The following is a 20,940-nucleotide window of genomic DNA, read 5'->3' on the forward strand; positions in this document are numbered from 1 at the left end:
CCTATTTCGTTAATACTTATTATATTATATATTTCAATTTTTATAAAGGAATAAAAAAAAGACGACTAATTGTCGTCTTAATTAAACTAAACTTTTTCGTTTTGTAAAGAAATGAATAGTCGCTATTAAACATCCAAGCCCTACTATATATAGTAGCTGTGGAGCAGCTAATGGAGCAAAGTGGTTTTTTAAAATAAATATATTAACAAACACACCAACGATAGCCGCAAAGCTCAGCACCCCTAATAATACTACTTTATATTTATTTAGAGGTAAACTAACTTTTGCCACCATACATAGCCCATTAATAAGCGCTAGTACAAAGCAAATAAACTTCATTTGCGCTTGGTTATCTATTACAATATTTGTCAGTAGAACACTCGCTACCAACACACCACCACCAATAGCGGCATTCGTTAAAATATCTCTCATAAAGTTATTACTTACTTTTTCTTTATTCGATTCAAACGTTAGAAAGAACGATGGAACTCCTATTGTTATAGCTGAAATAATAGTAAATTGAATAGGAATAAATGCAAATTCAAAGGCGAATAATACACTTATCACCGCAAATACTATCGAGAAGAATGTTTTTGTTAAAAATAGCGATGCTACTTTTTGAATATTGTTAATAACACGACGACCTTCCATTAAAATATCATAAAATACTGCAAAGTCATTTGTTAAAAACACAATATTAGAAACACTCTTAGCCGCACTAGTTGCACCATTCATCGCAAAACTAATATCAGCTTTTTTCAGCGCTAGCACGTCATTAACACCGTCTCCACTCATGGCAACTGTTTTTCCATTTTTTTGTAGAATCTCTACCATGCGTTGTTTTTGATCTGGTGTTACTCGACCAAAAATATCATTTTCTAATACTACAGACTCAAAGTTTTCTTCTGTTAATTTCGTCATATCTACAGCACGAGCATCTTCTTTAAACCCTGCTTTTTTAGCTACCCCAAGAACTGCAATATGATTGTCTCCACTTATTATTTTTACAGCCACTCCTTGTGATTCAAAATACTTAAATGTCTCTTTTGTATTAGCTTTGATTTCGTCAGAAAGTACTACATGACCAGTCAACTTCATATTTGATGGTGTAGTTACTTTTTCATCAGTATAAGCTAGAGATAATATTCTATAACCTTGTTGTTTCAGGCTCTCATAGTATTCCGTCATACCTTCTTCAAATCCTAAAAATTCATAGGCCCCGAAGAAATAAGTACCACCTTCTTTTAATTGAATGTATGAATATTTATTTTTACTAGAAAATGCTCCAATCTCGTCAACATTCCATTTTTTCTCACAAGTTAAATGATTTTTTAAAGCTCTTGATGTGGCATTCTCATCTTCAAAATAAGCTAAATAACTAGATAACTCGCTAGCTACTTTTTCATCTATCTCGACTACATTCATGTTACCTGTAGTTATTGTTCCTGTTTTATCAAAACAAAGCACATCTACGCGTGCAAGAGTTTCTACACAGTATAGTTCTTGCACTAGAACTTTCTTCTTCGCTAGTTTCATCGCAGCAACCGCTAAAGACACACTTACAAGCAGGATTAACCCTTCTGGTATCATACCTACTAATGCACCTGCACTACGTAAAACTATATCCGTATAGCCACGCCCTAGACTAGCACCTCTAACATATAACATAATAGCAACTGGAACTAATAGTACTGATATTACTTTCAGGATTCTATCCATATAGTCTCTTAGTTTTGATGGATATTTTTTAAATTCTTTTGTGCTTTTAGCAAGTTTATTAATATAGCTATCCCCACCAACAGCGGTAACTTTTACTAGACAACTACCACTTACTACGTTACTACCACTCATAAGTTCGTTACCTGTAGTTTTGTAAATATTATCACTTTCTCCAGTTAGTAACGATTCATCAACCTCAATACTACCTTCGATTATCTCGGCATCTACAGGCACTTGGTCTCCTAGATTTAGATGAAGATACTCACCTAAAACTATTTCTTCCGAATCGACCTCTATTATTTCATTATCACGATTTACGCGATATTTATTTCGTCCTAATAAACTTAATTCTTCTAAAGCATTTTTAGATCTAACTTCTTGATAAATACCTATAGCAGTATTTATTGCGATAACACCTAAAAATAACATATTTTCAAATCTTAATGTTGTTGCGATAAAAGCAGCTAATACCAAGTTCATCGCATTAAAGAACGTGAAGATATTAGAAAATATTATTTCTTTTGTTGTTTTATAAGGTTTTATAACACTAATATTTTTCTTAGCATTCTTAACCTCTTCACTTGTCAAATACTTCATTTTCCCTCCAAATAATCACTATATATTTTTATTTCAAAATAGTAGATTAATAACAATTATACCATAAAATATATTGTATAGCTTTAAACTTAACTGAAGTTAATTTCCCCGGAAATATGTTATTTTAAAACATAAAAAAACCAGATTTGAAATAAATTCAAACCTGGTCTTCATATTATTCTTCTATATCTTTGTTATCAGTATCATCAGTAGATTCTACATAAATCTCTGGTCCTGATTCTTTTTCTTTAGCTAAACGAGCTTGTTCTTCATAGTATTTTTTATTAACTATTTTATCAAGTTGTTCTGCTTCTCTTTCGTCTAACTCTTTTGGCATTTTACCAAATTGGTAAAGAGCAACAATCTCTTTTCTATCAATTGTTTCAACTTTCATAAGAGTTTGAGCGATAAGTTCTAACTGATCTCTATGAGTTTCAATGATGTGTAACACTTTAGCGTGACATTCATTAATAATTTTACGTACTTCTTTATCGATTTCTTTCAGCATTTCTTCTGAATAGTTACCGATACTTGATAATTGACGTCCACCATATGGGTCGTGGAATGGAGCTTGCATTGGCCCTACAACATCACTCATACCGTACTCTGTAACCATTGCACGTGCAATTGCAGTTACACGTTCAAAGTCATTGTGAGCTCCAGTAGAAACTTCATTAAAGAAGATTTGTTCTGCTGCACGTCCACCTAATAGACCACAAATTTTATCAATTAAATCTGTACGAGTTTGGAAGTATTTCTCTTCTTCAGGAATCATTAGGTTATATCCACCTGCATCCCCACGAGGAATAATAGTAACTTTTTGTACTTTATCCGCGCTATCAAGAACCATACCTACAATAGCATGTCCAGCTTCGTGATAAGCTACTAAACGTTTTTCTCTTGGAGTATAAACTCTACTACGTTTAGCTGGACCACCGATTACTCTGTCCATAGCTTCATCTAAATCAGATTTTTCAATAGCATTTTTGTTTTCACGTGCCGCTAAAAGTGCTGCTTCATTTAGTATGTTAGCAAGGTCAGCCCCAGAGAACCCTGGAGTTTTTTCCGCTAATGAACGAAGCTCAACATCTTTAGCAAGCGGTTTGTTTTTAGCGTGTACTTTAAGAATTGCTTCACGACCTTTTACGTCTGGAGTAGAAACTTTGATTTGTCTATCAAAACGTCCAGGTCTTCTAAGTGCGTTATCTAATACATCAGCACGGTTAGTTGCTGCAATTACGATAATACCTTTTTCACCATCGAATCCGTCCATTTCAACAAGAAGTTGGTTAAGAGTTTGTTCACGTTCGTCGTTTCCTCCACCTACTCCACTACCACGTTTACGTCCGACAGCATCGATTTCATCGATAAAGATAATACATGGTGCATTTTTTTCAGCTTCTTTGAATAAATCACGAACACGGCTAGCCCCAACCCCTACGAACATCTCAACGAAATCAGATCCTGAGATTGAGAAGAATGGAACTTTTGCTTCTCCAGCAACTGCACGGGCTAATAAAGTTTTCCCTGTTCCCGGAGGACCCTCTAATAACACACCTTTAGGTATTTTAGCACCCATCTTAGTGAATTTACGGTGATCTTTTAAGAATTCAACCATCTCTGCAAGTTCTTGTTTTTCTTCATCAGCACCTGCTACATCGTTAAATGTAACAGTACCTTCACCTGCATCGATTTTCTTAGCTTTTGATTTTTGGAAGCTCATTACTTTGCCTCCACCGCCACCTTGCATTTGTGACATAAAGTAGAACAGTAACCCCATCATTAAGATAAACGGTACGATGTTCCCTAAGAACGAAAGAATTGCTCCAGTTTTTTCTGCAGCCTTATATTCTACTACATTAAGTTTTCCATCTTTTGCTTTTTCATTAATTTGCTTTTGGATTTCATTATCAGATGCTGGAACTAATGATTCAAAATTCTTTTCACCATCTGTTAAAACCCCTTTTACATTATAATTTTCATCTTTTCTTTGTAGACTAATTTCTTTAATCTTGTCTTCATTTATATTCTTAACAAGTTTTGAGTAGTCTAGTTTTTCTGTTGTCCCAGGTAAGTCTTGCTGCCAATAAGCAAATACTCCCAATGCTATAACAATAAGGGCAAGCATGCTAAGAATAGAATTTTGTCTTTTCCCATTATTCATATAGACTAACTACCTCCTAATTTATTTTCTAAAAGTATCTTATTTTACCATATTTGACCTTAAATATGATTAAAATTTTTGACTTTATTTGACTAAAATTTTAATTATTTTTAATATTATTTAAAATCTATATTTATGAATAGATTTCTTCTTTTAAAACACCTACATATGGCGTATTTCTGTATCTTTCTTCATAGTCTAATCCGAATCCAACTACGAAAGCTTTTGGACAAATTAATCCGATATAATCCGGTTCAATATCAACGATACGAGCTTCTGGTTTATCTAGTAATGAAGCACAAGTTACAGACGCTACTTTTCTTTCTAATAAGTTTTCGATAAGTGCTTTTAAAGTTCTACCTGTATCAACAATATCCTCAACTATAATTACATCACGTCCAGCGATATCCATACCTACGTCTTTTTTAATTAATATAGTACCTGTAGATTCAGTTCCACCGTGGTAACTAGATACATCTATAAAATCTATAACAACATGAATATCAATATGTTTCATAAGTTCTGCCATAAAAGGTAATGCACCTTTTAAAGTACAAATTAAAACAGGCTCTTTACCTTTATAGTCCTCTTCTATATGTTTAGCAATTCGTTTACTTGCTTCAACTATTTCCTCATGAGTAAATAAAACTTTCTCAATGTCTTGTAATATATTTTCCACTGTCTTATCCTTTCATTTTTATATAATAATCATAAATTTTATTTTTATTGACTTTTGTACCAATACCTAAAACACCAAGAACTTCGCCCTTATTATTTCTTATTACAGGCAAAGTATCTCTTAATTCTTTCGGCACCTTCTCATCAATGAAAATACGGGAAAGTTTTTTATTTATTTCTCCTCGACGCACTCTATCCCCTTCTTTTTTTATTGTAACAAGAAGAGGTAACTCAGATTTGTTAAAGCCAATTTCTGAATCTTTAGCATCTGTAGATATTATAAATTTATTTTGATAAAATTCATAAACGCTATTTTCACAAATTTTATCGATAATTATTTCTATCTTATCATTATAACACTTTTTTTCAATTTTATGAATATATAAAGTTTCATATTGACTAATAATTTTTAAATTATTTTTCAAATCATAACTTTTATTACCTGAATTTTTCTTTAAAGACGAAACAACATCAAAAATCGCCTTTTGCTTAATATCAAAAACACCTAATTCATCAGTAATTAAGTCTTTTAATAAGAAATACATTTCTTCTTCATTAAGCTCTAAAAATTTATCTTTAACTAAACTTATTTTATCTTCGTCTCTAGAAAAAATATAATTATCTTTATTTGATAATATTGCTTTTTTTAGATTATTATTTATATTTTGATAATAATTAGCAAAGTTAATCAAATTATCAAAACTACCACTATTAATATCATTAAGCAGTGGCACAATATTATGTCTAATATTATTTCTTGTATAGTCTGTATCAAAGTTAGTCACATCTACATAATAATGCAGATTTTTTCCTTTTGCGTACTCCTCTAACTCAGCTTTTAAACTATTAAGTAGCGGGCGATAAATAGTTAAACCAGCCATTTCAATCTCTTCGCAAATAGCTAATGAATGATCAATACTACGGCCAGTTAATAACCTCATTAATATATTTTCTACTTGGTCATTTTTATGATGGGCGGTTAAGAGTTTAGTTACACCTTCTAATTTTGCCATCTTATTAAACGCTTGATAGCGTAATTCTCTTGCAAGCATTTCCTCTGAAGTGTGACTATCACGCTCTAAATCTGACATATTAAGTTCTTCTTTATAAAACTTAACATCAAAATCTTTAACAAACTTCTCTACGAATTCCGCTTCTTCATACGACTCCTCACGTAAACCATGATTAATATGAAAAACTACTAGCTCTTTATAACTGTCTTTATACTCAGTTACTAATAAATGAAATAATACTATAGAATCCACTCCACCTGACAAAGCAATAGCTATTTTATCCTCTTTATTCCACAAAGTATTAATTTTCATCTAAATACCCTTCCTCACTAAGACTTTTCTTCACATTATCATATTTTTTATAAGCAGATTTTGTAGTTGATATAATATTATCTAAGAAACCTTCTGGTACTTTTGGTAATTCTTTTTTCTCGACTACTTCTTCTGAAACTTCTGTAATATTAGATTTTTTACCACGACCTACAGATATTTTCATATTACCGATATACTGTAATTTTTTTAAATCTTTTATTGTTTTTGTTTCTTGTTTTTGGGGTAATTCTTCTTGTTGTTTTTTATCTTCTTTAGGAGGTGTCTTTACTTCTTTAGCTTTAACCTCTTTTTTCATCTGTTGCTTTTTAGTTTTTTTCTTAAGCGTAGTTTTTTTCTTTTCTTTATTTTCTTGAGAAGTCTCTTTTTTCTCTTCCTTTTGAGTTAGAATAATATTATCTTCTTTTTTACTCTTAACCTTCGCCTTAATTACATATCCTTTAGAGAATATATCTGATAATTTTTTCTTCTTACCGATGTGCATATTTTCTTTCGGTAGAAATGCTGTTGTTCCACCATCTAACACTATATAAAGTCCATTACTTACTACTTCTCTTACTTTTCCTACTACTTCTTCCATTTAATCACCCCTTTACTCTTCGGCTTTTACTCATGACAATATTATAGCATATTAAGGCGATAAACTCCTTATATTTTATTATCTTCTGGAAAATTAAAAGAATGAAAGGATTTTTCATTAATCCCCTCATTCTTTTATTCATATTCTATTTTATTTTAAAATTTTTCAAAACTATTCCAAATGTGGTTAAGTTATGTAATAACGCTAATAAATTAGGTGATAGAACATTTACAAGCCCTAAAAATATCAATGAACTATTTATAGTAACTGTACCTTTAACATTACTACTCATTTGAGCACGAAGTTTTTTAGAAACATCAGACAACAATAGTAATGAATTAAGAGAATCTGATTGTAAAACTACATCACTTATCTGTTTTGATAGATCAGCACTTTCGTTCATAACAATACTAATGTCACTTTCTGATAATGCTGCTGAATCATTCAGTCCATCACCTATCATTAACACACGACGTCCTTGTTCTTTTTCTTTTCTTATATATTCAAACTTTGTTACAGGTGTCATATTAGTATATACTTCATCAAATGTTATATCTTTTAAGATTTTATTGGTTCTAACGTCGTTATCTCCAGTCAATAAGACAACCTTTTTCCCTTTATTTCTAAGTTCAGCTAGCACGGAGTTTGCTTCATTCCTAAGTGGAATATCTATACAAAATATAGAAATCAATTTCCCTTTGTACCCTAAGAATAGCAAATTGTATTGCTCTTGTTTTTCAGCTATAATTCGCTCTTGGTCAACTGTAACTAGAATATTCTCATCTTTTATCAACTGACTACTTCCTATAACAACCTTTTCTCCATCAATATGTGAAACAATACCTCTAGAGGCAATATGGTATAGTTCTGTGTGCATTTCCTCGTGTTCAATACCATCTTCTTCGGCTTTACTAACAACTGCACTAGCGATAGGGTGGTAAATATGTTCTTCTAAACAAGCTCCTATTTTTACAACTTCCTCATATGAATATTCATAAAATGGTAGTACCTCTCGAATATACGGTCTTGATACAGTTATTGTTCCTGTTTTATCAAAAACAAAAGTATCTATGTCTCCATATTTATCAAGCGTTACTGAGTTTTTTACCACTATTTTTTTATCTATTAAATTTTTTATAGTAGTGAGGTAAGCAACAGGTGTAGATAACTTCAAAGCACAAGAATAATCTACTAATAGAAACGAAATTGCTTTAGCAAACGATCTTGTAAAAAGATATGTCAGTCCCATCGCTATAAAGTTGTATTTTACGATACTATCAGCCAATTTTATATACTTATAGTGGTATGTATCTTCACGATTTTCTGACTCTTTCATCAATTGAATAAGATGATAGATTCGACCATTAACCTGCGGATTTTCTACCTTAAGTTTAATTTCCCCATGAACAACTATAGTATTGGAATAAACTTTATCACCAATTTTTTTGGTTACCGGAAAACTTTCTCCTGTCAATGAACTCTCATCAATACTTGCTCCGCCTCCAGTAACAATACCATCAAATAAAATTTCATTTCCCTCAGAAATTAAAATAACATCGTCTTTTTTCACCTCTGAGCTAGGTATTTTTCTATTACCTTCATCTTCTACAAGCCAAACTTCTTTATCAAATGAAATCAAACTTTTCTCTAGTTCTTTTACAGATTTCTTCTCCGACCAATTATTTAAAGACTCCCCTAATTCTAAAATAAACATAATCGAACTAGCTGTTTCACGCGCTCCTGTTACTAATGAAACAAAAATCGCCGTTGAATCAAGCGTCTCCATTGTAACTTGTTTTTTAGCTAATAATTTTAACGTATCTCTAAAATATTTAGACGCCTTCCACCATATATAAACTGTTCTTAATGGGAGTGGAATAAATAATTTTGATACTGTTCGCCAAAATACCGCATCCGCTATTATCGTATAAGGTGTTTCCTCAGCTTTTAAAACTGGATTTTCGTAACAATCTCTAATTTGCTCTACATCTATAAGTTCTAAAAATTTCTTTAGACACTCATTTTGATTAGTTTTGAAAATAACAGCAAAAGTATATTCATCTTGATAAAACTCTACTTTGTTTATGCTTTGAATCTTTTTCGCTTGTTTTTTAAAATATGCTTTTACATCTGGTGTTAGGCGAAAATTCGCTCTAATTCTCGCTCTCCCGCTCGATAGATGCAATATTTTAAATTCCATATTATTTTTCCTCTAATTCTAATAAATTACTTTCTTTCTTCTCTTTATCATATAAATCTTTAGCATCTGCAACTACATCGTCAGCATGTTGCTTAATATTAGAAATAGTTCCTTCTACTTCATCTTTTGCTTTATATAATTTTGATAAAACTACTGAATAACCTTTTTTAGCATCTTTGCTTGATAATAATTTAAGCCCTACTGTTCCAAAAGCTACTCCTCCTGCAAAAACTCCTGGTGTTTTTAATGTTGCTTTAGCAACTTTTAATAATTTGATTGACATATTTAAATCCTCCTTTTTTATATTTTGCTATAGCTTAATTATAGCACCTTGAATATTATATGTAAATTAATCAACAATCTCATTCTAATACTATAATTTAATGAACCTAAAAGATTATTTATGTTATAATAACTATGTTAAAGAATAATAAAGTAATTATAACGCAAATATGATTATATCGGTTATTTTTAAGCCACTAAACAATTAGATTAACAAGTAAGGAGCAACTTATGATTTACATTATCGGTCTTGGACCTAACAATAGTTCAAATATTAAAGAAAATATAAAAAACCTATTACTAGAAAATAAAACTGCCAAAATTATCACTCGTACAAAAGAACATCCCGCAATTTCTTTTTTAGAAAGTAATAATATCCCTTTTGAAACTTGCGATAGGTTTTATACAGAAAATGAAAATTTCGAAAATACTTATAATAGTATTACTAATTATATTTTAGAACAAGCTAACTCACAAGATGTTATGTATCTAGTTCCTGGTCATCCTATGGTTGCTGAACTGACTACTCAACTACTTATTAAAAGTGGCAAAGATATTAAAATCATCGGTGGAGAGAGCTTCTTAGATTCTTGTTTTAATGCGGCTAAGTTCGACCCTGTAGAAGGCTTTACCCTGTCTGACGCAACAAATCTAGATAGTTTAAAACAAATCAATCCATTAAATCATAATTTAATTACACAATGTTATGATGATTTAACAGCAGCCAATGTTTCTGATGAACTATTTGCTTTCTATCCATTTGACCATGAAGTAACAGTAATCGAGCAAGCTGGAGATGATAATGAAAAGATCTATACTTCTCCTCTTAATGAACTTTCAGCCACTGTAGGTGAAGAAGTTAATAATCTACGCGCATTATATATTCCACCATTAAATAATATAAGCTACAATATTAAGTCATATACTAAGGAATTTGATGAAAATGTAGAAATTACAGAAGGTGATTTAATTCAAAAATTAGAACTACTAACTAAAGAGCTTAAAGATAATTCTGAAAAAGCAGAAGACTATACTCTTGATAACGCCAAAACGCTGGCTAAGATTATAAACACAGCCCTTGATTTTACAATTGCCTGCGATAACTTTTACGAATTAAACGATATAATAATCAATATGAAAGAAGATCGCGACAATGGATAAAGTACTTGCATTTAGTAAAAAGTTATTAAAAGAAGTTATCGATAAAAACTCTATAGTTGTCGATGCAACAGCGGGAAATGGTAATGATACATTGTTTTTAGCGAAAACTTCGGCAAAAAGAGTATTCGCATTCGATGTCCAAAACCAAGCTATAACTAATACTAATGACTTATTAGAAAAACATAACCTTGCTGATAAGTGCGAGGTCATCCTTGATTCTCATGAAAATTTTGATAAATATATCGAAGAAAATATTCAAGCGGTAGTTTTTAACTTAGGATATCTACCAAATGCCGATCATACTATTACTACACAAGCGGAAACTACATTAAATACAATAAATAAGTTTATCACTAGATTAAATGTAGGTGGGCGTATCGTTATAGTCGTCTATTGGGGGCACGAAAATGGTAAAGTCGAAAAAGACGCTCTCCTAAAAGAACTGAGCAAACTAGATCAAAAAGAGATAGAAGTATTAGTATATCAGTTTATCAATCAAAAAAATAATGCACCTTTTATTATTGCCTTAGAAAAAAGAAAGGATATTTTATGCGAGAAATAGAAATAGAATTTAAAAACTTATTAACTGAAGATGAATATAATAATCTATACACTTCATTGAAATTAAAAGATAAACCTCAAATAATAAATAAAAATTTTTATTATGACGATGCTAATGAAAGCCTAAAAAAAGCTAATTCGGCACTTAGAATTCGCTACACTAATAATAAAGATGAAATGACTTTAAAAATAAAGGGCTCTAAACAAAATGTAGAGATAAATATACCTCTAGATGAGTCTTTCCCTAAAGAGCCAACCGTACTTCCAATAGTACCTAATGAAATAATAGAGGAATTAGAAAATATCAATGTTCAAATAAAAACTCCTATGCTTACTCAAAAAATTGAAACTATAAGATATGAACTACCTTATAAAAGTGGATTGTTAGTTGTTGATAAAACAACATTTTTAAACGATATAGTCGACTATGAACTTGAGTTTGAAGTGAAAGACTACAACATTGGTTTAGAAGATTTTAAGACATTATTAAGTGAGTTTAATATCGAAGAAAGAAAAGCTAAACCAAAAATAGCACGAGCTATGGAATATAGCAAAAAATAGTTTAACTGCTAAATTTAAATAAAAATAAAGAGCCTCAAATATAGATTTTCTATATTTGAGACTTTTTTATTATAATCTTTGTCTAGCATCTAAACTACGTCTTAAAGCTCCACCTATAGAGTTAATGCATAATACAATAACTAAAATAGCTAGGGCTGCTGGTAGCCAAATGTACATTTTATTTACAAGAACGTCTGCGTCTTTCGCATATGATAACATAGTACCTATACTTGGTGTTCCTGCAGGAAGCCCAAATCCAAGATATGTTAAACCTACCTCAATACCCATATTAGCCGCTAATGATAATGTAGCTTCTACAACGATAATAGAACTAATGTTTGGTAAGATACCTTTTAACATAATTTTCCAATCAGGTGTTCCCATTGTTTTTGATGCAAGAACATAGTCACGACGAGATTCAGATAAGGCTTTACTACGTACAAGACGCGTAGAACTCATCCAAGCGAATGCTGATAAGATAAAGATAAATAATCCAATACCATAATCACGTTTAATACTTACGAATACGATTATAACCATAAGTACTGGGATAATTACCATAAAGTCTACAAAACGCATAACAAAGTTATCAACACGACCACCATAGTAAGCAATAACTAATCCAACCATAGTACCAAAAGTAATAGTTATAAATGTTACCGCAACGGCAATAAGGATTGAGTTAAGCATCCCCATCATTAGCCATCCAAATACTGAGTGACCACCTACGTCAGTACCAAGTAAGAATCCATCTTCACCTGGTTTTAAGAAAATATTTAATAAATCTACATCAAAATATGATTTATAATCACCACTTATACGAATATAAATGTTAAATATTATTACGAATACTAAGATAGCACTTAGTGTTATTAAAGCTGCAAATGCACCTTTGTCTTTTTTAAATTCACGAGCCACAACTGAAAAACCAGACGGAGTTTTAGTTGTAACTTTTTCTTCTTTTGCTTTTGTCATTGTTCAACTTCCTCCTAATCTAATTTAATACGTGGGTCAACGATTGCCATAATAATATCACTCAACATACTACCTACTAGAGTTAAGAAACCTGAGAATAACATAAGTGTTGTTACAACACTATAGTCTCTATCTTGAATACTTTGGTAGAATAGTTGTCCCATTCCTGGATATCCGAAAATTGTTTCTACGAAGATACCACCACTGAAAAGTCCAGTAATAGAGAATCCGAAGAATGCTGCAATCGGTAAAATAGAGTTTCTAAAGATATGTCCTGAGTAAACTTTTTTAACAGGTACACCTTTAGCTCGAGCTGTTTTTACATAGTCACTTTGTTTTGCATCAATAACTTCATTACGTAAGTATTGAACTGTTGATACCGTTGATAATAACGCTAAACAAATACCAGGTAAAATCAAGTGCTGGAGTTTATTGATATAATATGTAAATGTTCCTGGATCTAAGTTTACATCAACTGATCCACTTGTTGGGAACCATCCTAATCCAAATCCAAACACCGCAATCATGAATAAGTATAATACAAATGATGGGATAGCTAGAAAGAAGAAGTTGTAGAAGTTAACAAACTTATCAAATTTAGAACCATTATAACGACCAGCGTACATTCCCATAGGAATAGCAACAGCGTACATTAACACTGCAGTGAATAATGATAAGTTGAATGTGTTGAAAATTCTTTCTCCTAAAAGCGTACCAACTGATTTACCAGTAGTATAACTTAGTCCAAAGTTTCCGTGGAAGAAATTAGAAAGCCATGTTAAATATTGTTTATACCATGGTTCATAGAATCCACTTGCACGACGAATCGACTCAATTTGTTCTTGAGAAATTTTTGGATTTTCTGCAAGACCACCGAAAGGATCCCCAGGCATTAATTTCGCAAGACCGAATACCAGAATACTAAGGATGAATAATTGTGGTATCATTACTAAAACACGTTTTAAAACTACTTTCCACATTATGCTTCTCCTCCTTTCATGGCAACGTAGTGAGTATCCGTTAATTTTTTAAGTGGATAAACTCTTCCTTTTTTATCGAAATAATCATTATAGTTTTCTTCATATTCTTTTTCAACAGCTTTTCTTATTTTAATAACTTCTTTTGCTTTATCTAAGTTAGTACTTGGAATAGCTGCGATAAGACGTTTTGTATAAATATGTTGCGGATTATTGTAAATATCTTCACGTGTTCCACGTTCTACAATACGTCCACGATACATAATGTAAATATAATCACACATATGTTTAACAACACCTAAATCGTGTGAAATAAATAGGTAACTTATATTAAATTCTCTTTGAATCTTTTTCATAAAGTTAAGCACTTGCGCTTGAACTGATAAGTCAAGAGCTGATACAGGCTCATCCGCAACGATTAAGCGAGGATTACATGCAATAGCACGTGCAACACCAATACGTTGACGTTGACCTCCAGAGAATTCAAATGGGTATTTATACAGTGATTCTTCACCCATACCTACAATATTTAGAAGTTCTAAAACACGTTTTCTAGTATCTTCTTCTGAAAGATTCTCAAAATTGATAATAGGTTCAGAAATAATGTCAATAATACGTTTTTTAGGATTCAAACTAGACATTGCATCTTGGAAAATCATTTGAACGTCACGATTATATTTAAGTTTTTTACGAGATGCTTTTTGAGTAACATCTTCATTTTTATAGATAATGTGTCCATCAGTTGCTTTTTCAAGACCTAAAACGACTTTACCAACTGTTGTTTTTCCACTACCACTCTCTCCAATAAGACCATAAGTCTTACCTGCTTCAATTTCAATATCAACACCATCTACTGCATGTACGTAGTCTTTTATTGTATTGAAAAATCCACCACGAATGGGATAGTGAACTTTTAGATTTTCAACTTTAAGCATTAGTTCTCCTCTCCTTCAAAAATAAAATCTTTATAACATGTACATCTTACATGATGCCCTTCCTCTACTTCATGTAAAGTAGGTTCTTCTTCATGTGAGTGTTTTTCAACCCAAGGTATTCTATCCGCAAAACGACATCCTTTTCTATCAAGATTTTTAATAGAAGGTACCATACCTTGAATTACATATAAATCATCATCATTTTCTTCTCCATCGAATTGTGGAATACTTCTTAATAAACTACGTGTATATGGGTGCTTTGGATTTTTAAATATTTGTTCCGCAGTACCAAGCTCTACTACTTCACCAGCATATAACACCGCTACTCTATCAGCCATCTCAGCCACAACACCAAGGTCGTGAGTGATTAGGATGATCCCAGCGTGCATTTCATCTTGTAATCCTTTAATAAGGTCAAGGATTTGCGCTTGGATAGTAACATCTAGCGCTGTTGTAGGTTCATCCGCGATAAGAACACTAGGTTTACAACTCATGGCCATCGCAATCATAACACGTTGACGCATACCACCAGAAAGTTCATGTGGATATTGTTTAGCGCAACGCTCTGGGTTAGGAATACCAACTTGTGTTAATAATTCGATAACACGTGCACTACGTTCTTCAGCACTTAGTTTTGTATGATAGATAAGTGCCTCTTCAATTTGTTTTCCAATTCTGTGTAGTGGGTTTAATGATGAAAGTGGGTCTTGAAATATCATACCGATATCTCTTGTTCTAATTTCATTCATTTCATCTTCGCTAAGATCTAATAAGTTCTTTCCATTAAAAATAACTTCACCAGTAGATTTCGTTAAGTTCTCATTGTGAAGTCTCATAATTGTAGTTGCTAAAGTTGATTTACCACAACCACTCTCTCCTACTATAGCAAGCACTTCATTTCTATAAAGATCTAAGCTAACTTTATCAACAGCATTGAAGTAATCATCTTTAATTCTAAATGCTGTTTCTAGATTTTTAATCTCTAATAGCTTTTCCATTCGCTAAACTCCTTCCAAAAATAACCAGTATTTACTATATAAATACTTTCCATTAAGACATCCATTTATTTTTAATATTGCCATAAAACTAAACAATTCAATAATTATGTATAATCTCTTTGTTTATATTGCACTAAAAATAAAAATAACATATTAATATCTTATAAGATTTTTCGATAAAATGCAATAAAAAAATTAAAATTTCAGTCAAAAAAACTAGAATTTTCTGAAAATTTAAGAGTAAACGTTTTCTTTTTGAGAAAATTATGGCCTAATTATTAGATATCTTTGAAATATTGTCTATACATATCAACATCTAATATTTTTATTTTATTCTAGACGACAAAAAAATAGCTATTTTTATGAAATACACTCAGTATTTCTTAAAATAGCTATTATTTTATTCGTAAATCAAACTAGATATACTTTTAACAATCAACTAATAATCATTTTCTTTCTATATTATTATATTTCAAGTAATTTTGTAGGGATTACTGGATCTGTATCCATTATTACTATTTTATTATTACATTCAATAGTAGTATTTTCTTCTAATACACAATCAATATCTTTATTTTTAAGCGTCATATCCGCAGACATTCTAGCAAGCTCTTTTGTATTATTTTGCTCACTTAGGTGGGCTAAAAAGACATTTTTAGTATTATCCCCTACTATCTTAGTTAAATAGTTGGCAGAATCGTTATTTGATAAATGCCCCTTATCTGATAAAATACGTTGTTTTGTAACCCATGGATATGGCCCACTTAATAATACATTTTCTTCGTGGTTACTTTCATATACTATTGTATGCGAATCTTTTACATAATCTATCATCTTATCAGATACATATCCTGTATCTGTAAGAATACTCACTCTCTTACCTTCGCACTCAAAAGTGTAAAACTGCGGGTTGGCAGCATCATGACTCACCCCAAAACTATTGACGACTACATCATCAAAAATTTTACTTTCCTCTTTTTCAAAGTGAAATTTAAGATCAGTTTTTATCTCGCCAACCTTTTGCATATTATCCCAAGTTAACTTGTTCGCATAAACTGGAATATTATATTTACGTGCAAGTACACCAATACCTTTTATGTGATCTATATGTTCATGTGTTACAAATATAGCATTAATATCTTTTATATCTCGTTCAATTTGCGCTAAGTTTTCTGTTATTTTTTTGCCAGTTAGTCCTGCATCTACTAAACATTTAAAATCATTATGTTCTAAGTAAATACTATTTCCACTACTACTACTGGCTAATACCGATAATTTCAAGTTACACCTCCACACTAAAACATTTACTGCTACATTATATCACTTTTCAAGGCAAATTTTAAGATAAAAAACTTTTTCACACAGAAAGTTCACTTTCTTTCTAATTTTTATATTAGACTTGGATAATTGTTATAAATATTTAATACTATGGTTGGTATATTTCTTTGTTTAATAAAAAATATCACCAAAGATTATTTCCTTGGTGATAATTATTAATAATATTACTTACTATTCTTTTGCTGATAATGCTGCCATAGTAATGTAGTTATACGGCTTGTTAAAGTGTGGTAGGAAGAAAATATCTGTAAGAGCAAGTTTTTCGATAGTTACTTTCTCTTGGATAGCTAATGAGAATAAGTGGATTCCCATTGAAATATCTTCTTTAGATGCGATTTGAGCTCCTAAAATTACACGACTATCTTTATCGTATACTATTTTGATTTTTACTTCATGGTTATCATGTTCAATAAATTCTGGTTTTTGTAAGTCTGTGTATTCTGTTACAGCTGCATTATAACCAAAACGTTTTGCTTTTTCTAATGTTAAACCAGTAGATACCATTTTTAGGTCATAGATACAAATACCATTTGAACCTTGAACACCTGCTGATTCAACTACATCTCCATTACCTCCAGCATTTAGAGCTGCAACTAATCCAGTACGAACTGCGTTAGATGCTAAAGCAATGTAGTTAGTGTCTCCAACTGCGTTATCATATACAGTTGCACAGTCTCCAATAGCATATACGTCTTTTATGCTTGTTTCTTGTTTTTTATTTACTAAGAATGCTCCATTACGGAATAATTCAATTTTCCCATCGCCTAAAGCTGTGTTTGGACGGAATCCTACAGCTAATACAACCATATCTACATCAAATGATTCTTTATCTGTAATTAATCTCTCAACTTTACCGTCACCTTCAATAGCTTCTACTTTTTGTCCAAATGCTAATTTAATACCGTGATCTTCTAGATTTTTCTTCATTAAATCTGAAAATTCAGGATCATAGTATCCAGCAAGACATGTATCTACTATATCTACTACAGTTACTTCTTTTCCTAAACGTTCAAATGCTTCTGCAAGTTCTACACCGATATATCCTGCACCTACTACAGCTACACGTTTGATATCTGGGTTGGCATTAAGTTTATTAATAACTTCCTCAGAGTTTTGGTATAACTTAACGAATTGTAAATTCTCTAATGTAGCTTTAAATTCACGATTCCCTGGTACGATTTCTGCTCCTTTAATTGGAGGTAAGATAGGTGTTGAACCAGTCGCAAATATTAATTTATCATAACTTTCAACGTGTTTTGTTTTTCCATCTAATAATACGTGTACTTCTTTTTTATCATAATCGACAGATTCAACAGGAGAGTTCATATAAACTTTTGCCCCTGCTTCTTCTAAAGATTCTTTACTAGCATAGAATAATCCTTCTGGACCTGAAATTTGTTTTCCAATCCATAAAGCCATTCCACATCCTAAAAATGAAATATTTGAGTTTTGGTCAAAAACTACCACTTCATTTTTATCACCATATGTCGCTAAAATTTTGTTAACACATGCTGTTCCTGCGTGGTTTGCTCCTACTACTACTATTTTACTCATTAATTTGTTCCTCTTTTCATTAAAATTCTGATATCAATTATCATTACCAGTATTTTATATTTATGCAAAATAAAAATCAATTCATCTGCTCATGAAAATAGTAAAAAATTTTACTTTTTATCCTGTATTATATATTGTATTTTTTCTGTTATAATAACTATATTATTTTAAAAATTCAGTAGTATTATAACCTATTATTAAAATTCCCCTTTAGAAATATTAAGTGTACTATATTTTATAAACTTTCTGTTTTATATAAAATATTTTTATCGCTATATTATAAAAATCTTTGTTGGTAAATTTCAAAATTTGTTTTCTGTTGTATTTAATCACAAAAGCATCCTCCTCTTTATATTCACTAATTTCTCTTTTGAATTTTCTGAAAAATATTTAAAAAATTTTAAATATACTATTGCTTTTTATTTTAAAACTATGTATAATTAAGTCAACAAAATGAATGGAGGTACTACAAAATGAAACAAACAACAACTTTAAATTCTTGGCAAAACTGGCGTAGATAATGTTGTGTGTATGTTTTAAAGACGTAGACGCAACTTTAGTGTACTCTAAAAAGTGTCTATGTCGGCTGTAGAAAAATTCATTTAAATTTCGAAAAAAGGCCGTGTAGAGATCTATACGGTCTTTTCTTTTTGGAGTAAGATAGATTATTAAAAAAATTTAAAAGACGAATTACTTGGAGGATAAATAAATGACAAACTTAGAAAACAACTTAGATACATTAAAAGGATATTTCGGAGAATTTGGAGGAAGCTTTGTTCCTGAAGCAGTACAGAAAGCATTAGATGAATTAGAAGAAGCGTATAATAAATACAAAGATGACGAAGAATTTTTAGCTGAATATGCACACTATTTAAAAGACTATTCAGGCCGTGAAACACCACTTTACTACGCCGAGACATTAACAAAAGAACTTGGTGGAGCTAAAATCTATTTAAAACGTGAAGATTTAAACCACCTTGGCGCACATAAACTTAATAACGTTATTGGACAAATTTTACTAGCTAAACGTATGGGTAAAAAGAAAGTGATCGCTGAAACTGGTGCTGGACAACACGGTGTTGCTACTGCAGCTGCTGCCGCTAAATTCGGTATGGAATGTGAAATCTACATGGGAGCATTAGATGTTGAACGCCAACGTCTAAATGTATTTAGAATGGAAATGCTTGGAGCAAAAGTACACCCGGCTCAAGAAGGAGAAAAAACTTTAAAAGAAGCTGTTGACGCTGCATTTAAAGCATGGATTGAAAATATTGATGATACTTTCTATGTACTTGGATCAGCAGTTGGTCCACACCCTTACCCAACTATCGTTAAGGACTTCCAAACAGTTATTAGTAAAGAAGCTAAACGTCAAATTCTAGAAAAAGAAGGTCGCTTACCTGACTTAGTTGTGGCTTGTGTTGGTGGTGGATCTAACGCTATCGGTGCTTTCGCAGAATTTATACCACACGAAGAAGTTGCTCTTTTAGGTGTAGAAGCTGCTGGACGTGGTTTAAACACAGACCGTCACGCTGCAACACTAACTCTTGGAACTGTTGGTGTATTAGATGGAATGAAAACTTACGCACTATTTAACGAAGATGGTTCTGTTAAACCTGTTTATTCTATTTCTCCAGGTTTAGACTACCCTGGTATTGGACCAGAACACTCATTCCTAAGAGATGCAAAACGTGCAGAATATGTAAGTGCAACTGATGATGAAGCAGTTGATGCATTACTTTTACTAACTAGAACAGAAGGAATTATTCCCGCTATCGAAAGTTCTCACGCACTAGCAGAAGTAATCAAACGCGCTCCAAAAATGGATAAAGATAAAGTTATTATCGTTAATGTATCTGGTCGTGGAGATAAAGATGTAGCAGCAATCGCTGAATACTTAGAAAATAGAAAATAACCCTCGTGTATAAATATACTTTTAACGTAGAAAAGAGTACAAACCAATTGTTTGTACTCTTTTCAGGCTGTTGACAAATAGGTCAACAGCCTTTTTTTAACTGAAATAGAACCTTTAAAATGGTATAATATAAGTATACAAAGGAGGTTTTAGTATGTTTAATAAAGTAGAAAATATAAAAGATGAAATAATACTAATGACACTATCAGAAATAGTACCTAAAGACCATTTTTTAAGAAAAGTAGATAAAGCTATCGATTTTAAATTTATTTATGATTTAACAGAAAAATACTATAGCCATACGACAGGGAGAAATAGTCTAGATCCTGTTGTATTATTTAAACTGGTATTTTTAAAAGACTTTTATGGAATAAAATCTATGAGAGAAACAATAAAAAGAAT

The 20,940-nt window shown here is 31.4% G+C and carries 18 protein-coding genes; 5 read left to right on the forward strand and 13 right to left on the reverse strand.

The window, feature by feature from the left end; all coding sequences use genetic code 11:
• Window positions 1-81: 81 nt before the first annotated feature.
• From T369_RS0107020 to T369_RS0107050, 7 genes are all read right to left on the reverse strand, one after another.
• Complete coding sequence (locus T369_RS0107020) at window positions 82-2,316, reverse strand: HAD-IC family P-type ATPase (RefSeq protein WP_031553557.1); 2,235 nt, start codon at window positions 2,314-2,316, stop codon at window positions 82-84.
• A 175-nt stretch (window positions 2,317-2,491) separates the two neighbouring features.
• Window positions 2,492-4,480 (reverse strand): ATP-dependent zinc metalloprotease FtsH, encoded by a 1,989-nt coding sequence (ftsH, locus tag T369_RS0107025; RefSeq protein ID WP_006363901.1) that lies wholly within the window; start codon window positions 4,478-4,480, stop codon window positions 2,492-2,494.
• A 133-nt stretch (window positions 4,481-4,613) separates the two neighbouring features.
• Entirely contained in the window at window positions 4,614-5,159 is a 546-nt protein-coding gene (gene hpt, locus T369_RS0107030) for a hypoxanthine phosphoribosyltransferase (RefSeq protein ID WP_035496519.1), read from the reverse strand.
• A 4-nt stretch (window positions 5,160-5,163) separates the two neighbouring features.
• Window positions 5,164-6,483, reverse strand: a complete 1,320-nt coding sequence (gene tilS / locus T369_RS0107035; RefSeq protein ID WP_031553563.1) for a tRNA lysidine(34) synthetase TilS — start codon at window positions 6,481-6,483, stop codon at window positions 5,164-5,166.
• Window positions 6,473-7,081 carry a S1 domain-containing protein gene (locus T369_RS0107040; RefSeq protein ID WP_031553578.1) on the reverse strand — a complete coding sequence of 203 codons (609 nt, stop codon included), beginning with the start codon at window positions 7,079-7,081 and terminating at the stop codon, window positions 6,473-6,475. The genes tilS and T369_RS0107040 overlap by 11 nt, the downstream gene beginning before the upstream one ends.
• A 145-nt stretch (window positions 7,082-7,226) precedes the next feature.
• Window positions 7,227-9,281, reverse strand: a complete 2,055-nt coding sequence (locus T369_RS0107045; RefSeq protein WP_031553581.1) for a heavy metal translocating P-type ATPase — start codon at window positions 9,279-9,281, stop codon at window positions 7,227-7,229.
• Window position 9,282: 1 nt separating this feature from the next.
• A complete protein-coding gene (locus tag T369_RS0107050; protein WP_006363894.1) occupies window positions 9,283-9,564 on the reverse strand; it encodes a DUF6110 family protein in 282 nt (93 codons plus the stop codon).
• A gap of 230 nt (window positions 9,565-9,794) precedes the next feature.
• On the opposite strand from T369_RS0107050, the gene T369_RS0107055 reads away from it, so the two are divergent.
• The 3 genes from T369_RS0107055 to T369_RS0107065 are packed head-to-tail and all read left to right on the forward strand — an operon-like array spanning window position 9,795 to window position 11,846.
• Window positions 9,795-10,724, forward strand: a complete 930-nt coding sequence (locus T369_RS0107055) for an SAM-dependent methyltransferase (protein ID WP_031553584.1) — start codon at window positions 9,795-9,797, stop codon at window positions 10,722-10,724.
• On the forward strand, window positions 10,717-11,286 hold the full coding sequence (locus tag T369_RS0107060) for a tRNA 5-(aminomethyl)-2-thiouridylate-methyltransferase MnmM (RefSeq protein ID WP_031553587.1): 570 nt from the start codon (window positions 10,717-10,719) through the stop codon (window positions 11,284-11,286). Before T369_RS0107055 ends, T369_RS0107060 begins: the two co-directional genes overlap by 8 nt.
• Window positions 11,274-11,846, forward strand: a complete 573-nt coding sequence (locus tag T369_RS0107065) for a CYTH domain-containing protein (protein ID WP_031553590.1) — start codon at window positions 11,274-11,276, stop codon at window positions 11,844-11,846. The genes T369_RS0107060 and T369_RS0107065 overlap by 13 nt, the downstream gene beginning before the upstream one ends.
• A gap of 69 nt (window positions 11,847-11,915) precedes the next feature.
• Here the strand turns inward: T369_RS0107065 and T369_RS0107070 are convergent, their stop codons facing one another.
• The 6 genes from T369_RS0107070 to nox all read right to left on the reverse strand — a co-directional run bounded on the left by T369_RS0107070 (window position 11,916) and on the right by nox (window position 18,623).
• Entirely contained in the window at window positions 11,916-12,821 is a 906-nt protein-coding gene (locus T369_RS0107070) for an ABC transporter permease (protein WP_006363890.1), read from the reverse strand.
• A 14-nt stretch (window positions 12,822-12,835) separates the two neighbouring features.
• Window positions 12,836-13,801, reverse strand: coding sequence for an oligopeptide ABC transporter permease (opp4B, locus tag T369_RS0107075; protein WP_031553594.1), 966 nt, complete (start codon window positions 13,799-13,801; stop codon window positions 12,836-12,838).
• On the reverse strand, window positions 13,801-14,733 hold the full coding sequence (locus T369_RS0107080) for an ATP-binding cassette domain-containing protein (RefSeq protein ID WP_031553596.1): 933 nt from the start codon (window positions 14,731-14,733) through the stop codon (window positions 13,801-13,803). The genes opp4B and T369_RS0107080 overlap by 1 nt, the downstream gene beginning before the upstream one ends.
• A complete protein-coding gene (locus tag T369_RS0107085; protein WP_031553600.1) occupies window positions 14,733-15,731 on the reverse strand; it encodes an ABC transporter ATP-binding protein in 999 nt (332 codons plus the stop codon). Before T369_RS0107085 ends, T369_RS0107080 begins: the two co-directional genes overlap by 1 nt.
• 465 nt (window positions 15,732-16,196) lie before the next feature.
• On the reverse strand, window positions 16,197-17,012 hold the full coding sequence (locus T369_RS0107090) for an MBL fold metallo-hydrolase (protein ID WP_031553614.1): 816 nt from the start codon (window positions 17,010-17,012) through the stop codon (window positions 16,197-16,199).
• Between the two features lie 228 nt (window positions 17,013-17,240).
• Window positions 17,241-18,623, reverse strand: a complete 1,383-nt coding sequence (gene nox / locus T369_RS0107095; protein WP_031553618.1) for a H2O-forming NADH oxidase — start codon at window positions 18,621-18,623, stop codon at window positions 17,241-17,243.
• A gap of 709 nt (window positions 18,624-19,332) precedes the next feature.
• Between nox and trpB the strand changes: the two genes are divergently transcribed.
• Window positions 19,333-20,538, forward strand: a complete 1,206-nt coding sequence (trpB, locus tag T369_RS0107105; RefSeq protein ID WP_031553621.1) for a tryptophan synthase subunit beta — start codon at window positions 19,333-19,335, stop codon at window positions 20,536-20,538.
• A 154-nt stretch (window positions 20,539-20,692) separates the two neighbouring features.
• A partial coding sequence (locus T369_RS0107110) for a transposase (protein WP_031552625.1) occupies window positions 20,693-20,940 on the forward strand: 248 nt, incomplete at its 3' end.

It is taken from the genome of Gemella sanguinis ATCC 700632 (genome assembly GCF_000701685.1).
In the GTDB taxonomy this organism is placed as follows: Bacteria; Bacillota; Bacilli; order Staphylococcales; family Gemellaceae; genus Gemella; species Gemella sanguinis.